Annotated in this window: 17 protein-coding genes and 1 pseudogene; 16 read left to right on the top strand and 2 right to left on the bottom strand. The window is 67.8% G+C overall.

What is annotated here, in order from left to right:
• The first annotated feature begins 346 nt into the window (after window positions 1-346).
• Both ACJ8AT_RS33460 and ACJ8AT_RS33455 read left to right on the top strand, forming a co-directional pair.
• Window positions 347-1,213: an ImuA family protein gene (locus tag ACJ8AT_RS33460; RefSeq protein ID WP_407742023.1), complete on the top strand. Its 867-nt coding sequence runs from the start codon at window positions 347-349 to the stop codon at window positions 1,211-1,213.
• A 21-nt stretch (window positions 1,214-1,234) separates the two neighbouring features.
• Window positions 1,235-2,746 carry a Y-family DNA polymerase gene (locus tag ACJ8AT_RS33455; protein WP_407742022.1) on the top strand — a complete coding sequence of 504 codons (1,512 nt, stop codon included), beginning with the start codon at window positions 1,235-1,237 and terminating at the stop codon, window positions 2,744-2,746.
• A 14-nt stretch (window positions 2,747-2,760) separates the two neighbouring features.
• Here the strand turns inward: ACJ8AT_RS33455 and ACJ8AT_RS33450 are convergent, their stop codons facing one another.
• A complete protein-coding gene (locus tag ACJ8AT_RS33450) occupies window positions 2,761-3,150 on the bottom strand; it encodes a hypothetical protein (RefSeq protein WP_407742021.1) in 390 nt (129 codons plus the stop codon).
• A gap of 132 nt (window positions 3,151-3,282) precedes the next feature.
• Between ACJ8AT_RS33450 and ACJ8AT_RS33445 the strand changes: the two genes are divergently transcribed.
• Together ACJ8AT_RS33445 and ACJ8AT_RS33440 are read left to right on the top strand one after the other, a co-directional pair.
• Window positions 3,283-4,344, top strand: coding sequence for a hypothetical protein (locus ACJ8AT_RS33445; RefSeq protein WP_407742020.1), 1,062 nt, complete (start codon window positions 3,283-3,285; stop codon window positions 4,342-4,344).
• 30 nt (window positions 4,345-4,374) lie between these two features.
• Window positions 4,375-5,445, top strand: a complete 1,071-nt coding sequence (locus ACJ8AT_RS33440) for a DUF2169 domain-containing protein (protein ID WP_407742019.1) — start codon at window positions 4,375-4,377, stop codon at window positions 5,443-5,445.
• A 30-nt stretch (window positions 5,446-5,475) separates the two neighbouring features.
• On the opposite strand, the gene ACJ8AT_RS33435 is transcribed toward ACJ8AT_RS33440, so the two are convergent.
• Complete coding sequence (locus ACJ8AT_RS33435; RefSeq protein ID WP_407742018.1) at window positions 5,476-7,743, bottom strand: type VI secretion system Vgr family protein; 2,268 nt, start codon at window positions 7,741-7,743, stop codon at window positions 5,476-5,478.
• Between the two features lie 123 nt (window positions 7,744-7,866).
• Here ACJ8AT_RS33435 and ACJ8AT_RS33430 point away from each other — a divergent pair, with 123 nt between their 5' ends.
• The 12 genes and pseudogenes from ACJ8AT_RS33430 to ACJ8AT_RS33375 form a co-directional block, all read left to right on the top strand.
• Window positions 7,867-11,298, top strand: a complete 3,432-nt coding sequence (locus ACJ8AT_RS33430) for a type VI secretion system Vgr family protein (RefSeq protein ID WP_407742017.1) — start codon at window positions 7,867-7,869, stop codon at window positions 11,296-11,298.
• A 13-nt stretch (window positions 11,299-11,311) separates the two neighbouring features.
• Window positions 11,312-11,794 (top strand): hypothetical protein, encoded by a 483-nt coding sequence (locus ACJ8AT_RS33425; RefSeq protein ID WP_407742016.1) that lies wholly within the window; start codon window positions 11,312-11,314, stop codon window positions 11,792-11,794.
• Window positions 11,791-12,039 (top strand): hypothetical protein, encoded by a 249-nt coding sequence (locus ACJ8AT_RS33420; protein ID WP_407742015.1) that lies wholly within the window; start codon window positions 11,791-11,793, stop codon window positions 12,037-12,039. The genes ACJ8AT_RS33425 and ACJ8AT_RS33420 overlap by 4 nt, the downstream gene beginning before the upstream one ends.
• 36 nt (window positions 12,040-12,075) lie before the next feature.
• On the top strand, window positions 12,076-12,612 hold the full coding sequence (locus ACJ8AT_RS33415; protein WP_407742014.1) for a hypothetical protein: 537 nt from the start codon (window positions 12,076-12,078) through the stop codon (window positions 12,610-12,612).
• 125 nt (window positions 12,613-12,737) lie between these two features.
• A complete protein-coding gene (locus ACJ8AT_RS33410) occupies window positions 12,738-13,124 on the top strand; it encodes a hypothetical protein (protein WP_407742013.1) in 387 nt (128 codons plus the stop codon).
• Window positions 13,125-13,185: 61 nt separating this feature from the next.
• On the top strand, window positions 13,186-13,650 hold the full coding sequence (locus tag ACJ8AT_RS33405) for a DUF4150 domain-containing protein (RefSeq protein ID WP_407742012.1): 465 nt from the start codon (window positions 13,186-13,188) through the stop codon (window positions 13,648-13,650).
• Window positions 13,651-13,678: 28 nt separating this feature from the next.
• Window positions 13,679-14,191, top strand: a complete 513-nt coding sequence (locus ACJ8AT_RS33400) for a DUF6484 domain-containing protein (protein WP_407742011.1) — start codon at window positions 13,679-13,681, stop codon at window positions 14,189-14,191.
• A 39-nt stretch (window positions 14,192-14,230) separates the two neighbouring features.
• Entirely contained in the window at window positions 14,231-15,091 is an 861-nt protein-coding gene (locus tag ACJ8AT_RS33395) for an AHH domain-containing protein (RefSeq protein ID WP_407742010.1), read from the top strand.
• A 42-nt stretch (window positions 15,092-15,133) separates the two neighbouring features.
• A complete protein-coding gene (locus tag ACJ8AT_RS33390; RefSeq protein ID WP_407742009.1) occupies window positions 15,134-15,736 on the top strand; it encodes an imm11 family protein in 603 nt (200 codons plus the stop codon).
• A 30-nt stretch (window positions 15,737-15,766) separates the two neighbouring features.
• Entirely contained in the window at window positions 15,767-16,357 is a 591-nt protein-coding gene (locus tag ACJ8AT_RS33385) for an imm11 family protein (RefSeq protein WP_407742007.1), read from the top strand.
• A 51-nt stretch (window positions 16,358-16,408) separates the two neighbouring features.
• Window positions 16,409-17,773 (top strand): TIGR02270 family protein, encoded by a 1,365-nt coding sequence (locus ACJ8AT_RS33380; protein ID WP_407742006.1) that lies wholly within the window; start codon window positions 16,409-16,411, stop codon window positions 17,771-17,773.
• A 16-nt stretch (window positions 17,774-17,789) separates the two neighbouring features.
• Window positions 17,790-18,205, top strand: a pseudogene (locus ACJ8AT_RS33375) (hypothetical protein); the annotation flags it as partial.

Genomic DNA, 18,205 nt, shown 5'->3' with positions numbered 1-18,205 from the left:
CGAGGCCGGTTGAGGGAGCGGCGGCGCGGCCGGAGCCGAGAAATCGGCCTGAGCGCGCGTTTGTTGGATCCCAGGCCGGTAAATCGGCGCGCGCGTTTATTCTCGGGAAAATTCCGAGTTCTCCTCCGGCCGCGAAGTGGCCGGGTGAACGAGGCGATGCTGGCTGTCGCGTGCGGCGATCCGGCCTGTTGGGTTGGGTGGACGGGCTGAGCCCTCGTGATCCCGCATGGATCGCGAGGACCCAGGTCGCGCGGACGAGACCACCGCGGTGGGTCCTTCGTGCCGTCTGTCAGATCCGTGAGCATACTGAACGAGCGTGTAGATCAGCTCGCCCGGAGAAGGTGTGATGAGCACGGCGGCCGAACAGCGAACGGGAGCAGTGGTCGAGCAGCTGCGCGAGCGGATCCGCCAGCTGCAGGCCGCGCCTCGCAGCTACCTGGCGACGCTGCGCACCGGGGTGGCCGAGGTGGATGCGCTGCTTCCCTCGGGCGGGTTCCCGCTGGGGCAGGCCCTGGAGCTGTGCGGCGAGGCGGCCTCCGGGCGCACCAGCCTGGCGCTGCGCGCGGTGGCGGCGGCTCATAAGGAGCAGCGGCTGTGCGCCTGGGTGGATGGACCCAAGGAGCTCTATCCGCCCGCCGCCGCGGCCATGGGCGTGGATCTGTCCCGGCTGCTCATCGTCCGGCCCAAGGAGCCTTCACAGCTCGCGTGGACGGCGGTGCAGCTGGCTCGGAGCGGCGCGTTCGCGTGCGTGGTGCTGGATCTCAACCAGGGCCTGGCCGGTGGGAAGTCCTCGGGCGTGCGGCTGTCGCTGGCCGAGGGCAAGAAGCTGGCGGACGCGGCCTTCCGGGGCGGGAGCCTGCTGCTGCTGCTGTCCTCTCCGAGCGCTCCCGCGGACGGCGTGACGCGCATGCGGACCGAGTCTCTGGGGCCGGAAGGGCTCGCGGTGGAGGTGGTGCGCAGCCGGCAGGGTGGGCTGGGGACGCGGGCCGTGATGCCGTGGCACTCGCTCTATCCGGCGCTGGGCCCCGAGGGCGAAGCGTCCGTGCTGCTCGCGGGGGAGATGCCGACCGGGGAGGATCTCGTCCCGGACTTCCAGCGAGCGCGTTCGTGGGAGAAGCGCAACGGGTGCGGAATCATGGGCCAGCGCCCGGGCCGTGATGCCTCGATGCCGTCCTTCCGTTCCGTGCTGGGGACGGGCACCGCGCCGCGCTGAGAGAGGAGGGCGGAGGGGCTCATGCGGCTGGGGTACCTGCACTTCTCGCGCTTTCCAGCGCAGCGCAAGGTCATCGAGGTGCCCGCGCTGGCCGGGAAGCCCTTCGTGCTGGAGGAGGAGGTCCGCGGCCAGCGGCGAGTGGCCTTCGCCTCGTCGAGCGCTCTGAAGGCGGGGATTCGTTCAGGGCTGACGCTGACGGCCGCCACGGCCCTCGAGCCTTCGCTTCAGCACTTTCCCTACCGAGCCGAGGATGAGCTTCGCGCGCTGACGTCGTTGGGCGAGGCGCTGATGTGTGTCGCCCCGGGCTTCCAACTCTCCGAGCCGGACGGGATGTGGTTCGACGCGAGCGCGGCGCACCTCTTCGGTGGCGAGGAGGGGCTGTGCCTGCGGGCGCTGGAGGTCTGCTCCGGCCATGGCTACCGGGGCAGGGCGGTGGTGGCCTCGGAGCTGTTCACCGCGCGAACGCTGGCCCGTCATGGCTCGCGGCCCGTGCTGGTGGTGGCGGAGGGAGACAGTGCCCGGGCGCTGGCGCCTCTGCCGCTGGTGGCCCTGGAGGGAAGAGAGCGGGAGGCTTTCGCGGCGCTCGGGCTCAGCACGCTAGGAGAGGTGGCGGCGCTGCCGGCGGGGGCGGTGACGGCTCGCGGGGGCGCGGCAGGACTGCAGGCCCATACGCTCTGCCGAGGAGGGGATGACACGCCCTTCGTCGCCGCGGTGCTGGAGGAGGTGCTCGAGGAGCGGATGACGCTGGACTGGCCCGCCGAGTCCTTCGAGCCCCTGCAGTTCGCGCTCAAGACGGTGCTGGACCGGCTCTGCGCGCGGCTGGCCGGGCGCAAGCGGGCGGCGGTGCGGCTGAACTTCGTGCTGAAGCTGGATCCCACCGGCCAGATGGAGCTGCCGCTCACGCTGGCCCGGCCCACCGCGCGCGCGAAGCTGCTGCTGGATCTGGCTCGGCACCGGCTGTCGGATCTGCGGCTGGAGAACCCGGTCGCGACGATCTCGGTGCGAGTGGAGGAGCACAACGAGGATCGCGGCCAGCAGCTCGCGCTGGGAGACACGCCGGAGGGAGATGCGGCGCTGGAGGTGGTGCTGTCCCGGCTGGCCACGACGCTGGGCGAGGAGTCACTCTTCTCCGCCTCGCTGGAGGCAGTCCATCGCCCCGAGCAGGCCTACGCGGCCCGAGCCTTCCGCCCTCCCGCCTCCTCACGAGGCATGGCGGGAGAGCTGCTGCCGGAGGAAGAGGTGGAGCTACCCGTGGAAGAGGCGCTGAAGGAGCGCCCCTCCCGGTTGCTGGCGAAGCCCGCCACGCTGGACGCCGAGGTAACGGAGTCCGGAGAGCTGCTCGCGGCGTGGCTCCTGGGCAAGCGGCGCCGGGTGGTGGCGATGGCCGGCCCCGAGCGCCTGGGCGGTGAGTGGTGGGCCCAGTCGCCCTACAGCCGGGACTACTACCGGGTCCACTTCGAGGGCCTGGGCCCGGCCTGGGTCTTCCGGGACGCGCAGGATGGGCGCTTCTACCTCCAGGGCCTCTTCGACTGATTGGCTCGGAGGGCTCAGGTGCCCTGCCGCGGCGCGGTGGCCTGGACCGCGGCCTTCACCTTCTCGTGCAGGGCCTGCCGGCGCTGGTGGAACTGCTCGCGCTGCGCGTCGGTGAGCTGGCCCCCGTTGGCCTGGCGCTGGGCCTGGACCTCGTCACGGAGCTGGCGAGCCTCGGCCTTGAACTGATCCGCCTGGGCTTGCGTGAGCCGGCCCTTCTCCACGGCGCGATCCAGCCGGTGCTCCATGCGCTCCAGCCTGTGGGCCATCCGCTCTTCCCGGTTTCCATGGCCATGGCCCTCTTGGAACTCCTGGGCCTGGGGTGCGGGGTTCTCGGCGGCGAGCGTGGAGGTGGCGAGCAGCAGTGAGGCAAGGGCGGTCGACAGCACAGCGGTCTTGATGCGCATGGGAGGTCTCCTCGGGTGTGGATTCGAAGGTCGGAGCCCCGGCGGCTCCGATGTTGTCCGTCTGAGGAGAGAACCCCAGAGCTGGCTCAAAGTTACAGCGTAGACTCCAGAGGCGGTGAACGGAGAGGTGCGATGAGGCGGATGCAGTCAGTGGGAGTAAGCGCGGTGCTGGCGGCGACCCTGTTGCTGGGGTGCGGCGGGGAAGAGAAACCACCTCCCGTGTCGGAGCCGCAGGTCTCCCCGCAGTGCGACTCGCCGACCGAGTACCTCGCTTTCGATCCGGCGAACTCCGCGCCGCAGGAGCTGCGGCTCCAGAGGATCGACGACATCCTCGCCCTGTTCGATGCGGCCACGGCGAACGTCGCGGTCGCCGGAGACAAGGCGGCTCAGGCGCTGGCGCTCTACCAGGGCTCGGAAGCTCGCCTGCGGGCCGACGTCCAGGGGCGTATGGACTTGCGCTCCTCGCCGGCCCTCCTCGTGGGCCCGGAGCTGGACGCGACCCTCACCGGCGCCATCGAGGACCTGCGCAAGGCCACCACCGCCTACCAGGCCCGGGTGGCCCGGCAACGCCTCGTCACGTCAGGCTTCTCCCGCTTCCTCTACCTGTCCGTGATGGAGGAGTTGCTCACCGCGCCCTCTCGCGAGCACTACGATCAGGCCTATGGCTATCTCGGCACGGGGCGGACCAACGCCGAGGCCGGGCGCCGAAGCTTCGCGCGCATGGCCACCGAGCGTGACGCCACCAACGAGACCGCGCTGGCGCCGGATCTGTTCGCGCTCGTCATCAGCGGCGCCTGCACCCTCGATGGAGCGCTCGAGTACCTGGGCAAGGACTCCATGGAGGTCGAGGAGGACGAGCCATATGCCCGCCTGACGCGGATGATGGACGCCCGGCTCCAGCTCATCCTCGTGTACTCGCTGAGCCACGAGCTGTTCGCGTACACCCGAGTCCCCACGGACGCGCAGGCCGCGCAGCTCGCGCTTATCGGAGCCGATGGCCTCCTGCGGACGCTGGAGCCCTCCCTGCAGCAGAGTGGACAGGAGCGCATCGCGCTGGCGCACGATCTCCGGGAGGCGCTCGATGCCGCCCTGGCTGCCTCCAGGCCCGATGACCCGGCTTGGATCCCGGCCTTCAAGGCCCAGGAGTTCCTCGACCGGATCCAGGCCTCCTGGTTCATCGACGTGAAGGGGTAGCCACGCGCGGTTCCTGATAGAAAGCGGAGCATGGGGCACCCCAGCATCGAGAACCTCACGCCCTTCACGTTCGAGCCGCTCTTCCTGGCCGACGAGGAGATGCGGCCACTGCTCGTCCCGGTGGTGAAGGCCACGTTCGAGCTCACCCCCCAGGGCAAGCTGAGCCTGGCCGAGGAGCAGGCGCCCCTCGAAGTCGCGGGTAAGAAGTGGGAGGACTCGGACGAGTCCAGCGATCGCTACGAGCCCGAGGGCGCCTTCTTCAAGCCCGCCACGGACGTGGTCCTGGTGGGCCACGCCCACGCGCAGGAGCGAGGCGCTCGCGAGGCGCTCGTCGCGCTGAAGATCGGAGCGCTGCAGAAGGGCGTGAGGGTCATCGGCGATCGGGTCTGGTTCAAGAGCATGGGCAGCATCACCATGACCAAGCCCGCTCCCTTCGAGCGCATCCCCCTGCGCTACGAGCGCTCCTTCGGCGGCTGGGATCGCAGCAACCCAGACGCCACGAAGCACCAGTTCGAGCCTCGCAATCCGGTGGGCACCGGGTTCCGCGCCAGCGGGAGCCGCTTCGAGGAGGGCGTGCGCCTGCCCAACCTGGAGGATCCCACCCAGCTGCTGAAGGAGTGGGGTGATCGTCCCACCCCCACGGGGTTCGGCTTCACCAGTCCCCATTGGCATCCGCGCGCCGCCTTCGCGGGCACCTATGACGCGGCCTGGGAGAAGTCTCGCAAGCCGCTGCTGCCGCGCGACTTCGATCGGCGGTTCCTCAATGCCGCCTCGCCCGGGCTCATCGCCTCCGGCTACCTCCAGGGCAACGAGCCCGTGGTCGTCGCCAACGCCACCCCCGAGGGCCGGCTCACGTTCAACCTCCCCGGAATCCCACCGCCTCGGGTGCAGGTGTCCCGTGAGGATCAGCCGGATGCCTGGCTCGAGCTGAAGCTGGACACGGTGATCCTGGACACGGACGTGATGCGCCTGTTCCTGCTCTGGCGCAGCCCGCTGGTGCTCAAGCGCGAGCCGCTCGAGGTCCGGGCCATCCGGGTCCACCCGGGGACCTCGCCGGAGGTGAGCCGGCGCCCCAGTGGAACCCTGCGCGCCGTGCGGTGACACCGCGCCCCGCGCCGAGGTGCGCCTGCGTCAGTTGTCGCCGATCTTCGAGCCCTTGATGATGACCTCGCCGCTGGCGGTCACCTCGATCTTGGCGCCCTTGATGACGATGTCTCCGCTCTTCTTGAACGTGAGCGAGGCCGAGCCCACGGTGATGGTGAAGGTGTCCTCCGCCACCAGGGCGATCTCCTTGGCCGAGACCTTGTGGGTCTTCTTCGTCACCTGGTTCAACGTCCCGCCGACGCTCAGGGACAGATCCTTGCCCACCTCGATGGTGCGCGCCTCGCCTACCACCTCGGTCATCTCCTTGCCGACCGTGAGCGTCCGCGAGCCGGCGATCTTCTCGGTCTTCTGCGCGCCGATGGACTCCACCTTGGCTCCGCCCACCTCCTCGGCCTTGAGCCCGCCCACCGCCACGTTCATGGCCGCCCCCACGGTGATGGCATAGGCGCCACCCACCGTCAGCGCCTTGCCCAGGCCAATCGTCTCGGCGGAGGCCAGCGCTACCTGCAGGGCGTGCGTGCCGCCCACCTCGACGGTCTGGTTGCCGCCCACCGCCTCCGAGTGGTTGCCCGCCACCGTGGTGGTCCGGTTGGAGCGCACGTCCAGCTCCTGGTTGCCGCGCACGGTCGTCTCGTCATTGCCCGTCACGCTCAGGGACTGGTTGCCGCCGATGTCCCGGCGCCGATCCTTCGCCACCGTGAGCGACTCGTTGCCGCCGACCGACTGCGTCTTGTCGTTCTCGATGGCGATGTCCATGTCCTTCTGGGCATGGAGGTAGATCTGCTCCTGGCCGGCGGCGTCCTCGAAGCGCAGCTCGTTGAAGCCGCCACCGCCCGGGCTGGAGTCCGAGCGCAGCGTGCTCTGGGTCCGCGCGCCGGGCAGATCCGCCGGGGGCGGGTTGTGCCCGTTGTACACGCGCCCGGTGATGAGCGGCCGGTCGGGATCTCCCTCCAGGAAGTCCACCACCACCTCCTGGCCGATGCGCGGCAGGTACAGCGCGCCCCAGCCCGGCCCGGCCCACGCCTGGCTGACGCGCACCCAGCACGAGCTCTTGTCGTCTCCGGGCGCCTCGCGATCCCAGTGGAACTTCACCTTCACCCGGCCATGCTCGTCGGTGTGGATCTCCTCGCCCGAGGGGCCCACCACGATCGCCGTCTGCGGCCCGGGGATGACAGGGCGAGGCGTTCGGCGAGCGGGGCGGTACGGCACGCCCGAGGGCATGCACTGAAAGGTGCCGCGGAAGGGCTTTCGCTCGGAGCGGCCACCGTTCTCCTGCTCGAACAGCAGCACCTCGGGCTGGTAGCCCTCGTGCATCACCGACAGCACCAGGTACTCCTGGTTGAGCGCGTCCTCCGCGTGGCCTGACAGCTCGAACGTGTGCCCCGGGGCTAGTCGCCGGCTCTGGCTCTGCCCCCACGCCACCTGTCCAGGCGCCCGTAGCTCCTCCAGCCGGAGCTTCGCCACGTCCTTGCCCGGGCCTGGATCCTCGTACTTGCCCGGGTAGTCGTACACCTCCAGGGCCGCGTCTCCCTCCGAGGCCTGGCTGTCCACCGTCATGTCCAGCGAGGGCCGCACGAAGTCGAAGTCCCTCAGGGCCACCGCCCCGGGGACCACCTCCAGCTTCCCGCTGAACTCGTAGACGCACTCCTCATTCGTCGCCATGCCGGCGAGCTCGCGGAACGGCAGGCCCGGATCGCCCGGGATGGGCGTGTGAGCGCTGGGAGAATCCCCCAGCACCAGCTCGTGCTCCCCCTGTCCGTGGCGGAAGAAGTAGAAGATGCCCGCCTCCTCCAGCAGCCGGGAGACGAAGTCGAAGTCGGACTCGCGGTACTGCACGCAGTAGTCCCTCGGCGAGTACGAGCCCTGCAGCTCCAGCGAGTGCTGCACCTGCGCCGCATCCAGCACCTGCTGGACGATCTCCGGGATGCTCTTGTGCTGGAAGATGCGGCTGCGGCGGGTGTGCCGCAGCTGGTGGAAGCGCGGCTCGAGCACCGCGCGGTAGCGGTTGCGCTGCGGTCCTCCTCCCGTGTTCCACCGGCTCAGCTCGCTGAGGATGCCGTGCAGGTAGCGCACACCATCGCCCTGGTTCACCACCACGGCCGCCGGCTGGCCGAGCAGCTCGGAGGCCTCGACGACGATGTCGTGGGACGCCGTGAAGATGACGTCGATCCGATAGGGGGACGAGAGGCTCTCGCGCGCCTCGAACTCGATGACGGAGAGCTCCCGTTGGGTGAAAGAGCCTGCCTCGAACTCGAACTCGGGCTGGCTGGCGGTCAGGGGCGTGGCGACTGTCACTGGAATCCCCCCTCAATCAAAGGAGCTGGCACGATAGATGTCCTGTTCAGGTGCCGTCCACCCGCGACGGGCGAGCATGATACCTTCCAGGCCTGCGTTCCTCTAACCCCAAGGGGGGATGTCGTGGCGTCAGGACCGGATAGCCGCCGCCTTGCCTTCGAGTTCCAGGCGGGGCCGTACACCTCCGAGGAGCTCGCGGTCACCGCCTTCTCGGGCCGGGAGGAGCTCTCGCGCGCCTTCGCCTTCACGGTGGAGCTGGCGGCCACTGGGCAGGTGGCCATCCAACCGAAGGAGCTGCTGGGACAGAAGGGGGCGCTGGCCCTACATGATCAGGTGAACAGCGCCTCGCGGTTCGTCCACGGCATGATCGGCCGGGTCGAGGCGCTGGGCGAGCGGCGGGGGCGCCTGCGCTACCGGGTGCTGCTGGTGCCCGAGCTCTGGAAGCTGCGCCACGTCCGCCGCAGCCGCATCTTCCAGGAGAAGAGCGTCCCGGAGATCGTCCAGCAGGTGCTCGACGAGGCCGGCATTGCGCACGGCGCGAGCCTGAAGGGCAGCTACGCGGCGCGGGAGTTCTGCGTCCAGTACCGCGAGTCCGACTTCGACTTCGTCTGCCGGCTGCTCGAGTCCGAGGGCATCTGCTTCTTCTTCGAGCACACCGAGGATTCGCACACGCTGATGCTGGGAGACGGGCCGGATGCGCACACCCCGATTCCGGGAGAGGCCCGCCTGCCCTTCCGAGGGCCGCTGGGCACCGAGACGAGCCAGGAGCACGTGCTCGGCCTGGAGCGCGCGGCGCGGATCCGTCCGGGCGCGGTGGCGCTGCGAGACTTCGACTTCGTGCGCCCGTCGCTCGACCTGACGGCGAAGAACCAGGCGGCCCACGCGGACAAGGCGCTGGAGATCTACGACGCTCCCGGCAAGTACGTGGAGCCCGGGGTGGGGCGGAGCACGGCCAAGGTGCGCATGGAGGAACTCCGGTACGACACCGAGCGCTGCGATGGCGAGTGCTCGAGCGTGCGCCTGTCCCCTGGCTTCACCTTCACGTTGACGGAGCACCCGGACGCCACCTTCGAGGGCGATTACCTGGTGGTCTCGGTGGAGCACTCGGGCGGGCACGAGGCCTACCACAGCCGCTTCCATGCCATCCCCGCGGGCGTGCCCTTCCGGCCGCCTCGGCTCACGCCGGTGCCCACCATCGCTGGGGCGCAGACGGCGATCGTGGTGGGCCCCTCGGGCGAGGAGATCCACACCGACGAGCACGGCCGGGTGAAGGTGAAGTTTCACTGGGATCGCGAGGCGCCCGGAGACGACAAGAGTTCATGCTGGATGCGCGTCAGCCAGGCGTGGGCCGGCGCGAGCTGGGGTGCGCTGTACCTGCCGCGCGTGGGGCATGAGGTCGTCGTCCGCTTCCTGGAAGGGGATCCGGATCGGCCGCTGGTGGTGGGCTCGGTCTACAACGGCGAGAACGCCACGCCGCAGCCCCTGCCGGACGAGAAGACGATCAGCACGCTGCGCTCCAGCTCGAGCCCCGGCGGTGACGGGTACAACGAGCTGCGGTTCGAGGACGCCAGCGGCGGCGAGCTGATCCACCTCCACGGTCAGAAGGACTGGAAGATCGAGGTCCTCAACGACAAGAAGCAGAGCGTCAGCGGGTTCGAGTCGCTGACGGTCTCGGGCAACCGCACGCAGAGCGTGGATCAGAACCAATCCCTGACGGTGCAGCTGGACGACGGCCGCGCCATAAAGGGCAACCAGACGCTGACGGTGCTGGGCAAGCGCTCGGTGGATGTCGGAGGCGATCAGAAAGAGCGCATCACCGGCAATCAGAGCATCACCGTGGGCATGGCCTCGCTGGTGGAGGTGGCCATGGCCTCCGCGGAGATCATCGGCGCGGCGAAGGCGTTGACGGTGGGTGGGGCGTACGCGGTGACGGTGGCGGGCGCCATCAACGAGGCCGCCGCGGGCGTGCGCAACGAGCTGATCGCCGGTGCGTCCAAGGAGTTCATCGCGGCGGATCGCGAGGAGCACGTCAAGGGCAAGCGCTCCACGAAGATCTGGGGCTCGGACAAGGCGACGATTCAGGAGAACCTGTCCGTCACGGCCGAGAAGGACGCCACCGAGGAGACCAAGGGCGACGCGGGGATCGTCATCAAGGGAGCCACGGCCTGGACGGCGAAGGAGTTCGAGCTCAAGGCGGACAAGCTGACGCTCTCGGTGGGGGGCAAGGTGCTGCTGTCCGTGAAGCAGTCCGGGCAGATCAAATGGTCGGGCAAGACGATCACGCTCGACGGCAGCGACACGAAGTTCAAGGGCCGCAAGGTCAAGCTGATCTCTCCGGCCTCCATCGAGGCGGCGAAGGCCAAGAAGGCCAAGGATCTGGAGAAGGACAAGGACAAGCCTGTCCCCGTCATCAAGGAGATGAAGTGGGACAAGGACAAGGTGGAGCCCAACCGCAACACGGCCTGGCCGCCCAGCAAGACCATCCCCGCGGAGGCCAAGGTGTCTCCACAAGTGACGACGGAGAACGTTCCGGACGGCACGCGGGCGCAGATCGCCATCCACCACTGTGTCACCGGGGCGCGCATCAAGGACGGCCTGCTGAAGAACCTGGTGGTGCAGGGCAACAAGGTGGTGGACAAGAAGACGGGCAAGCCCCCCATCTTCGTCTTCGAGTCCAAGCACCTGCCTTGGGATCCCTGGGCCAGCCCGTTCTTCTTCTTCTCGGTGAAGCTGGCCCACAAGGGGCTGACGGACGAGAGCCCCTCGGATCTCTCCAAGGATCGAGCCAAGACGCTCCGGGTGGAGTACTGGCACATGGCCGTCTGCGACGCGGTCGCGGATACGCCGGGAGGCGGCAACCTCACCACCCAGGCGGAGATGAACGAGATCGCCGGCCTGCTGGGCGCCAAGCCCCACCACAAGGTGGGCAAGCGGGCCTTCAACACGCATACGCTCACGGCGCGCCAGTGGGGCAACTACATCCGCAACACGTACGCGTACCACCACGCGAGCCACGGCGACGTCGCGGATCGGGCCACGGGACAAAGCCTGAACGATCCGGCGAACAACAACCCGCCGCACGCCCAGCCTGGCGGGATCTGGCACAGCGTCATCTCCATGGGCGCGCAGAACAGCCCCACCGGGTACAAGCCGGGGACGAAGCTTGGTGACACGCAGGTGCAGAACAAGACCGACGTGCCCAGCGTGCCGCGCTACCTCGTCTATCTGAACATCTGCGTCGCCGGGTGGGAGGCGAGCCTGGGCAATGCCTTCATCGCCCGGGGCACCCGCAACTTCCTGGCGTTCCGCTGCTACATTCCCGACGGAGATGCCCGGTCCATGGCGCGCCGGTTCTATACCCGGTGGGGTAACAGCTACCGCTTCAATCCGGCGAAGATCCCCGCCGTCTTCTTCAACGTGGGAGCTCCCTTCTACAGATCCATGCGGCCGGTGTTGATGGGCAAGGGCGGCGGGGCGATTGCCGCTCCTGGCGCCGCGGCGGTGCGGGGCGCGGTCCGAGGCATGGTGGATGGTGTCTCGTCGCTCCTGAAGTAGGAGACAGCCACGGATGCTCGATCTCGACAAGCTACAGAAGCAGGCGGTCGCCGATTGCCTGGAGCATGTGAAGGAGCACCTGGAGGGGGAGTTCCACGTCGAACCCATCCCCGAGCCCCCCGAGGAGAGCCTCTCCTGGGACTCGAGCCTCCAGCGGTACGTCTATGACGTGGGCCTGGAGCTCTGGTGGCGCTGCGGGCAGTTCGAGGTGGTGCTCGACGCCCAGGATCAGGTGGTGGGGTATGTGGATCACGACAAGTGGCTGGAGTGCCGCTGGGAACCGCTGACGGACGAGGAGGCGCTGCGCATTGCCCGCTCGAGCGGCCTGCTCCGCCAGGGGCTGCGCAAGCTCGAGTCGCGCCAGGGCGAGAAGGGTTGCCTGGAGCTGCTCGTGGAGGTGCTCGCGGGCAAGCAGGTTGAGCGCGTCGAGGTGCGGATCAACCCGGCGCGTAAGGCCGTGATCTCCATCCTCCCGGTGCCGGCAGGGGCGTCATGAACCAGGAGCAGGCCGTGGCGGCCGCGGAGGCGGCTCGTGAGGAGAAGGAGGTTCCGCCAGGCGCCGCCGTCGCAGACGTCGAGCAGTGCTTCATCGAGCTGGGAGATCCTGATCCAGAAAAGCCCTCCCCGGTCCGAGACGTCCGGGCGTGGCTCGTGCGTTACCATTTCCAGGGCGGCCGGTGGGTGGAGCTGGCCGTCGATGACAAGACGGGCCAGATCGTCCGGGTGCGGCGCTCCCGGTAGAGGTCCGCGCGCTGGCAAGAGGAGGCAGGAGGCTTCATGGCGGAGACAACCCCTGAGGAGCAGCGGACCCTTGAGCGCGCGGAGAGCTTCCTCTGGCGCGTGCTGGAGCGGGACCTGGAGCGGCAGGGGACTCCCGAGGCGGTCCTTCACCTGAAGCACGAGCTCCAGGCGCGGGCGGAGAAGATCGAGCCCCAGGGGCCCTACAAGCGGGTGACGTTGGGGCTGTTCCAGCGCATCTCCGAGTACACGGCCCAGTACAGCCCCCTGACGGGAGAGCGGCGCTCCTGGCTCTTCACGGCCTTCTCCGAGCGCTGCGGCAAGGGGCTGAGCAAGGAGCAGGCGCTCGAGGTGGCGCGCAAGGCCGCCAACCCGCCGGAGGACGCCGTGCTGGAGACCGCGGACTACGAGGTGCAGGCCGGAGAGCCGGTCTTCGTGGCTCGGTGGGCGCACTTCGTGGGGGGGCTGCGAGTGGAGCGGGACTTCATCCAGGTCCTGGTGAACGGCGAGCTGGGGCGGGTCTTCTCCGTGGCGCGGCACTGGCACCCGGTGGACGAGGAGCCCTCATGGCGCTGAGCCGGTATGTCCAGGGCGCGGTGGGCGTGGGGTGTCTCGTGTTCTCGTGCGCCGCGAAGCCGATGACGGACAGCGCCCAGCGTCCCCCCACCCGACAGGGTGCAACCCCTTCCGAGGAGCCCAGAATGAAGAAGAAGGTCGAGGTGATCGAGGAGCAGGTGCTGCGGGACTGTCTGGCCAGTGGCGGCAGCGTGGCGCTGGCACGCGTGGGGCGCCTGGAGCCCGTCTACCAAGGGACTCGGGGGGCGAAGGTCTTCATCCACCTGGAAGTGGAGCAGCAACTCCACGGCCAGCTGCCGCGCGAGGTGCGGTACTGGGTCTATGGCAGCCCTGAGCTCGTGCAACTCCCGCCCCAGCTCATCATCGCCGTCCGGCCGCCGTACGCGGGCACGCAGGAAGTCCAGATGATGTCGGCGGTCGAGGTCCCCCAGGGGATGGAGGCCGAGTCCGTTCAGGCCCACCAGCAGGCGCTGGCGAAGCTGGGCAAGTCGCCTGCTCCCTCGGGCCGGTGAGGCACGGGACTGGTAGAATGGGAACCTGGTGGCGCCCGGGGCCTCCGGGAGGAGCGGTGACATGAGCAACAGCGTGGGTGTGAACAACCTCTCGGTGGTGAACCAGGACACGAACGGGACGACTATTGCCTTCCCGGACGTGTGCAAGACGCCGAGCCCCGCCGGGCCCATCCCCATCCCGTACCCCAACATCGCCCAGTCCTCGGACACCGACAAAGGCACCAAGAAGGTGGAGGTGGAGGGCAAGCCGGTGTGCGTGAGCGACTCGAACTTCAAGATGAGCAGCGGCGACGAGGCGGGCACGGCGGGCGGCGGGGTGGCCTCCAACAAGACGAAGGGCAAGGCGGAGTTCGTCAACTACTCCTTCGACGTGATGTTCGAGGGCAAGAACGTGGCGCGCTCCTTTGATCTGATGCTGCACAACGACAAGAACACGCCGCCGTTCCCGGTGCTGCAGGGGCCCGTCATCGCGCTCGGCCAGTCCGGCGAGAAGCCCACGTGCCCCATCTGCGGCAAGAAGTACTGAGCGGAGCTCGAGGATGGGAGCGCGGGACATGAAGCCAGGAGAGAAGGAGTTGGAGCTGGCAGGAGGCGCGGAGGAGCGGATCCGCGAGCCGCGCGTGGGGTGGATCCACGGCCAGGGCGGCGACGGAGCGCTGCTGGTGGACTTCCCAGGCAACCGCCGGGGCCCGCTGCCCGCGGAGCTGTTCGTGCCGCTGGAGGCGGAGGCGCTCGCGCGGGCCGTCGAGTCACGCCAGGCGGTGGCGCTGCTCTTCCAGGACGGGGAGCCCTCCCGGCCGATGGTGGTGGGGCTGCGCCAGGGGACTTCCAGCACGACGCCGAACCTGGACGCGGTGCTGGCCGAGCCGCTCCCGCCCGCTCCCCGCGAGGCGACGGTGGACGGCAAGCGCGTCCGGATCGAGGGGCGTGACGAGGTGGTGCTCCAGTGCGGCAAGGCGAGCATCACCCTGCGCCGGGACGGGCAGGTGGAGATCAAGGGCATCAACATCCTGACCGATGCCGACGAGCGGCAGCGAATCCGCGGCCGCAAGGTGCAGATCAACTGACGCCGTCGCCGAGCAGGCCACGCTCGCGGAGCTTTCGACATGTCCGAGGACCAGCACGCAAAAGATCTCGAGGATCTCAAGGACAAGCACCAGAAGGTGGGCGAGGCTTGTCTCAACCGGCACGTGGGCTACTACGCGGAGAGCAACACCTGTAGCTATCGAGGCCAGGCCTACAAGAAGGCCAAGTCCGATAGTCAGCTCTATGACTGGCCGCGCTATGAGCCGCTCTCGAAGCGCAAGAGCGGAATCCAGACGGCAGCCCGTTCCGAGAACAGAAAGACCATCCCCGAGTGGTACAAGACGGAGCTGACTCCCCCGAAGGAGGGGGACTGGAACGTCGCGAAGGACGGGAACTTCAAGGACAAGTGTTACACGCCATATTGGCACGAGTCCCACCACATCGTTCCCAACAGCACCCTCCGGGCGGCGATCGCCGCGGTGGGCAGCGGCATGGCGGATCCATCGGGGATGGTGCTCGCGGTCCGCGGCGGCTTGCTGGACGAGGGATACAACCTCAACAACAAGAAGAACATGATCATCCTCCCGATGGACCGGGAGGTGGGGCTCACGATTGGCCTGCCGAAGCACCGCAAGACGCAGGACCACCGCTCGCACTCGGCCTACAGCAAGTACGTCAGGCAGCAACTCGTTGAGATCCTGGGAAAGATTCGCGCAGCATCCAAGGAGCACGAGGCGCCTGACTATAAGGCCTGTAAAGAGGACATCGAGAAGCTCTCGGGACACCTTTACGAGGCGATCATCGCAGCGGGTGAGGCGATGAAGAAGGCAGCAACGAGCGAGGACTCGCTCGATGACATGAAGGAAGAGGCTTTCAAGCCAGCCCAACCCGCGAGTCCTACGTCTCAAGGCATGCCGCCAGAGACTGCCGGCGAGTTGTAGACGGCTATAGGGATTCGCCTTCAATTCGAAGGAAGACAAGGGATGCGATTTTATTTGCTCAATACCTTGGGTGATGCCAACGATGACAACCTGTGTGTCATCCACAACTCGGTCGAGGGAATTGGGCTTGGAGATGTGGGGCTCCACACGGGGGCGCGGATTGGGGCCGAGTACCCCGATGACGCCAAGATCTACATGAGCAAGGAGAATCCGGGCATCAAGCTCTCTGATGTGCTCGGCAATACGAACAACTTCCTGATGGTGTCTCGCGGCCTCAAGGAAGTGGTAGAGAAGCACTGTGGGGACAAGGTAGAGTATCTGCCCTTCACGCTGTATGACCACCGCAAGCGGATCTACAGCCGGGATTACTTTATCCTCAATCCGTTGGGCACCTTTGATTGTCTCGATCTGAAGAAGAGCGACATTGTGTGGAGTGAGAGCAACCCGGATCGGATTGTGCGAATCGAGGAGCATGTCATCGATCGCAAAAAGGCGGAGATGGCTCCACAGCTTTTCCGGGTCAACCGGCACCCGACAGCCTACGTCGTGGGAGTGGACCTTGCGACGGAGATCCATGGCCGCAAATTCTCCAACATCTACTGGAGAAAAATGCGCTTCGGCGACGAGGTCCAAACTCGTGCGTGACATGAAGCAACATCCGCAGGCGAGGATGCCATGCGCTTCTTCAAGCTGAGTGTACTCGGTGACAGCAATGATGAGGACTTGTGTGTCCTCTATAATTCTGTCGAAGGGATTGGTCTCGGGGATGGTGGTCTGCATTCCGGGGAGCGGGTGGGTGACAGATACCCGGAAGATGCTCGGATCTACATGAGTAAGGAGAGCCCAGGCATCAAACTCTCATCCCTTCTTGGGAACGTGAAGAACTTCTTGGTCGTGTCGCGTGACTTCAAGGAGGCCGTGGAGAAGCTCTGTGGAGGCAAGGTGGAGTACCTGCCCTTCATGCTGTACGATCACCGGAAGCGTGTGCATAGCCGGGATTACTTCATCCTCAATCCCTTGGGCACTTTTGATTGTCTGGACTTGAAGAAGAGCGATATCAAGTGGGACGAGGATGACTCGAACAAGATCATCCGGATCCGAGAACAGGTGCTCGATCGCAAGAAGATGAAAGACGCGCCGCAGCTTTTCCGCATCGCACGGGATCCGACCGCCTACGTCGTAGGGGTGGAACTGGCGCGGGAGATCTATGATCGAGACTTCACGAACGTGATCTGGACGGAGCTGCGCTTCAACGACCAAATCTAGGCACTACAGGGCTTGTGCCCGTAGAGTCATTCCGCCGTGCCACCGCCCCTCGTGAAATCTCCGCGTCGCCAGCCCCTGGCCTGGGACATCCTGCAGGAGCACCTCCAGGAAGCCGCGTTCCTCTGGAAGCAGCGGTGGCGCTCCTTGCTGGCCTCGGACTATGTGCTGTCCGAGATCGCCGAAGGCGATGAGGCGCGCCTGCTCGCGCACATCGACGGGCTCGTCATCGGAGGACGCCCAGCCGCCGAGCGGATCCTCCTGCCCGCGCTAGAAGGGGAAGAGACGCCCAGCATCGTCGCGGCCGCCTGCGCGCTCCTCGAATCCAAGGAGCCGGACTGGTTGCCCACCGTCCTCGACTGGTTCGTTCAGGGCGCGGATGAAGTTCGAGCGGGGATCTCCCAGGCTCTCTCGCTGAGCGGACGCGCGGACGTCACCTCCAGCCTCGTCAAGCGCTTCTCCTCGCTGGATGCCGCCGATCAAGTCTTTGCCCTCGAGGTGCTGCGCTCCCGCCAAGCCGACACGGGGCAGGTGCTGACGCAGCTGGCCGCCGAGCGCGAAGGGCCCGAGTTACTGATCGCGGCGATCCGTGCCGCGCGCTTCGCTCCGAGTGCCACGGCGGATGTGCTGATCCGGCAGGGGCTCGAAGATCCCGAGCCTCGGGTTCGTGACGCCGCCATCGAGACCGGTCTGGTTCATGGCAGCCGCATGGCCTGGGCCCGGTGCCGGCAGCTCCTGGAAGCGGGTGAGCCCGAGGCGCGTCCGGCCCTGCTCGCGTTCGCGCTCGGGGGCGAGCAGGCAGAGCTCGAGGCCCTGAGCTCCGCGGTGGGGGATCCCGCTCGCCGCACCGAGGCGCTCTGGGCGCTCGGGTTCAGCGGCCGGCTCTCCGCCGCGGAGGCGGCCCTCGCTGCGCTCCGGGATGCGGGGGATCGGGTGGCGTTGGAGTCCTTTGCCCTGATCACCGGGCTGCCGATCGCCTCCGTCCTCGAGGAGGAGGACGAAGACGAGGACGAGTGGGCGGAGGATGAGGAGGACGACGAGTCCTCGGAAGAGGAGGAGGCAGAGGGTTCGGAGGAGGACTCGGCCATGGCTGCACTCCCAGGCCCCGAGGAGCTGCCCGGCAAGGTGCGCGTGGCGGCGGTGGAGGCCTGGTGGAAGAAGGCTCGCGCCAGCTTCGAGCCCAACGGGCGCTACCTGCTGGGCAGGCCCGTGAAGCCGGAGTCCCTGCCCGCGCTGATGGAGGAGGTTCCCATGCGCCGCAGGCCCGTGTTCGGGTGGGAGCTCGCCATCCGCAGCCGGGGCGCATGCCGGCTCGAGCCCCTGGCGTGGACTTTCACTCAGCGCAAGCAGCTCGTGGCGGCCCGGGAGCTTCGGCCCGAGAGCCTCACGCGCGCATTCTCCCGGTTGTTCTCGGCATGAAGGGGAGGCGCGGACCGTGCGAGTGGTGATCTCGGGCTGTGGGCTGGTGACGGCGGTGGGGCGCAGCGCTCCGGCCTCCTGCGCGGCCATCCGCGCTGGCATCGCGCGCCCGCGCCGGGTGTCCTACTTCCAGGCCCTGGACGAGGAGTCCCAGGAAGAAACCCCCGTCACGGGCTATCCCATCCACGGGTACACCGAGGGCTTCAACATGGTGGGCCGCTGGCTGCGGCTCGCTCGGGGGGCGGCTCGGGATCTGCTTGGCACCACGGGCCTCCCGGAGGCGAAGGACACGCGGTTCTGGCAGAAGACCGGCTTGATCACCGTCACCCCTCGTCCCAATGACGCCCGGTTCCAGAACGAGGACGGGGAAGGGGAGGAGGCGCTCCGGAAGGCCTTCCTCGCTCCGTTGTACAACGCGCTGGCGCTGCCGCT

Origin of the sequence: Hyalangium sp. (assembly GCF_045802625.1) — a bacterium.
Classification (GTDB): Bacteria; Myxococcota; Myxococcia; order Myxococcales; family Myxococcaceae; genus Hyalangium.
Note: the sequence above shows the minus strand (reverse complement) of the source record. Positions and strands in the feature narration are given on the sequence as shown.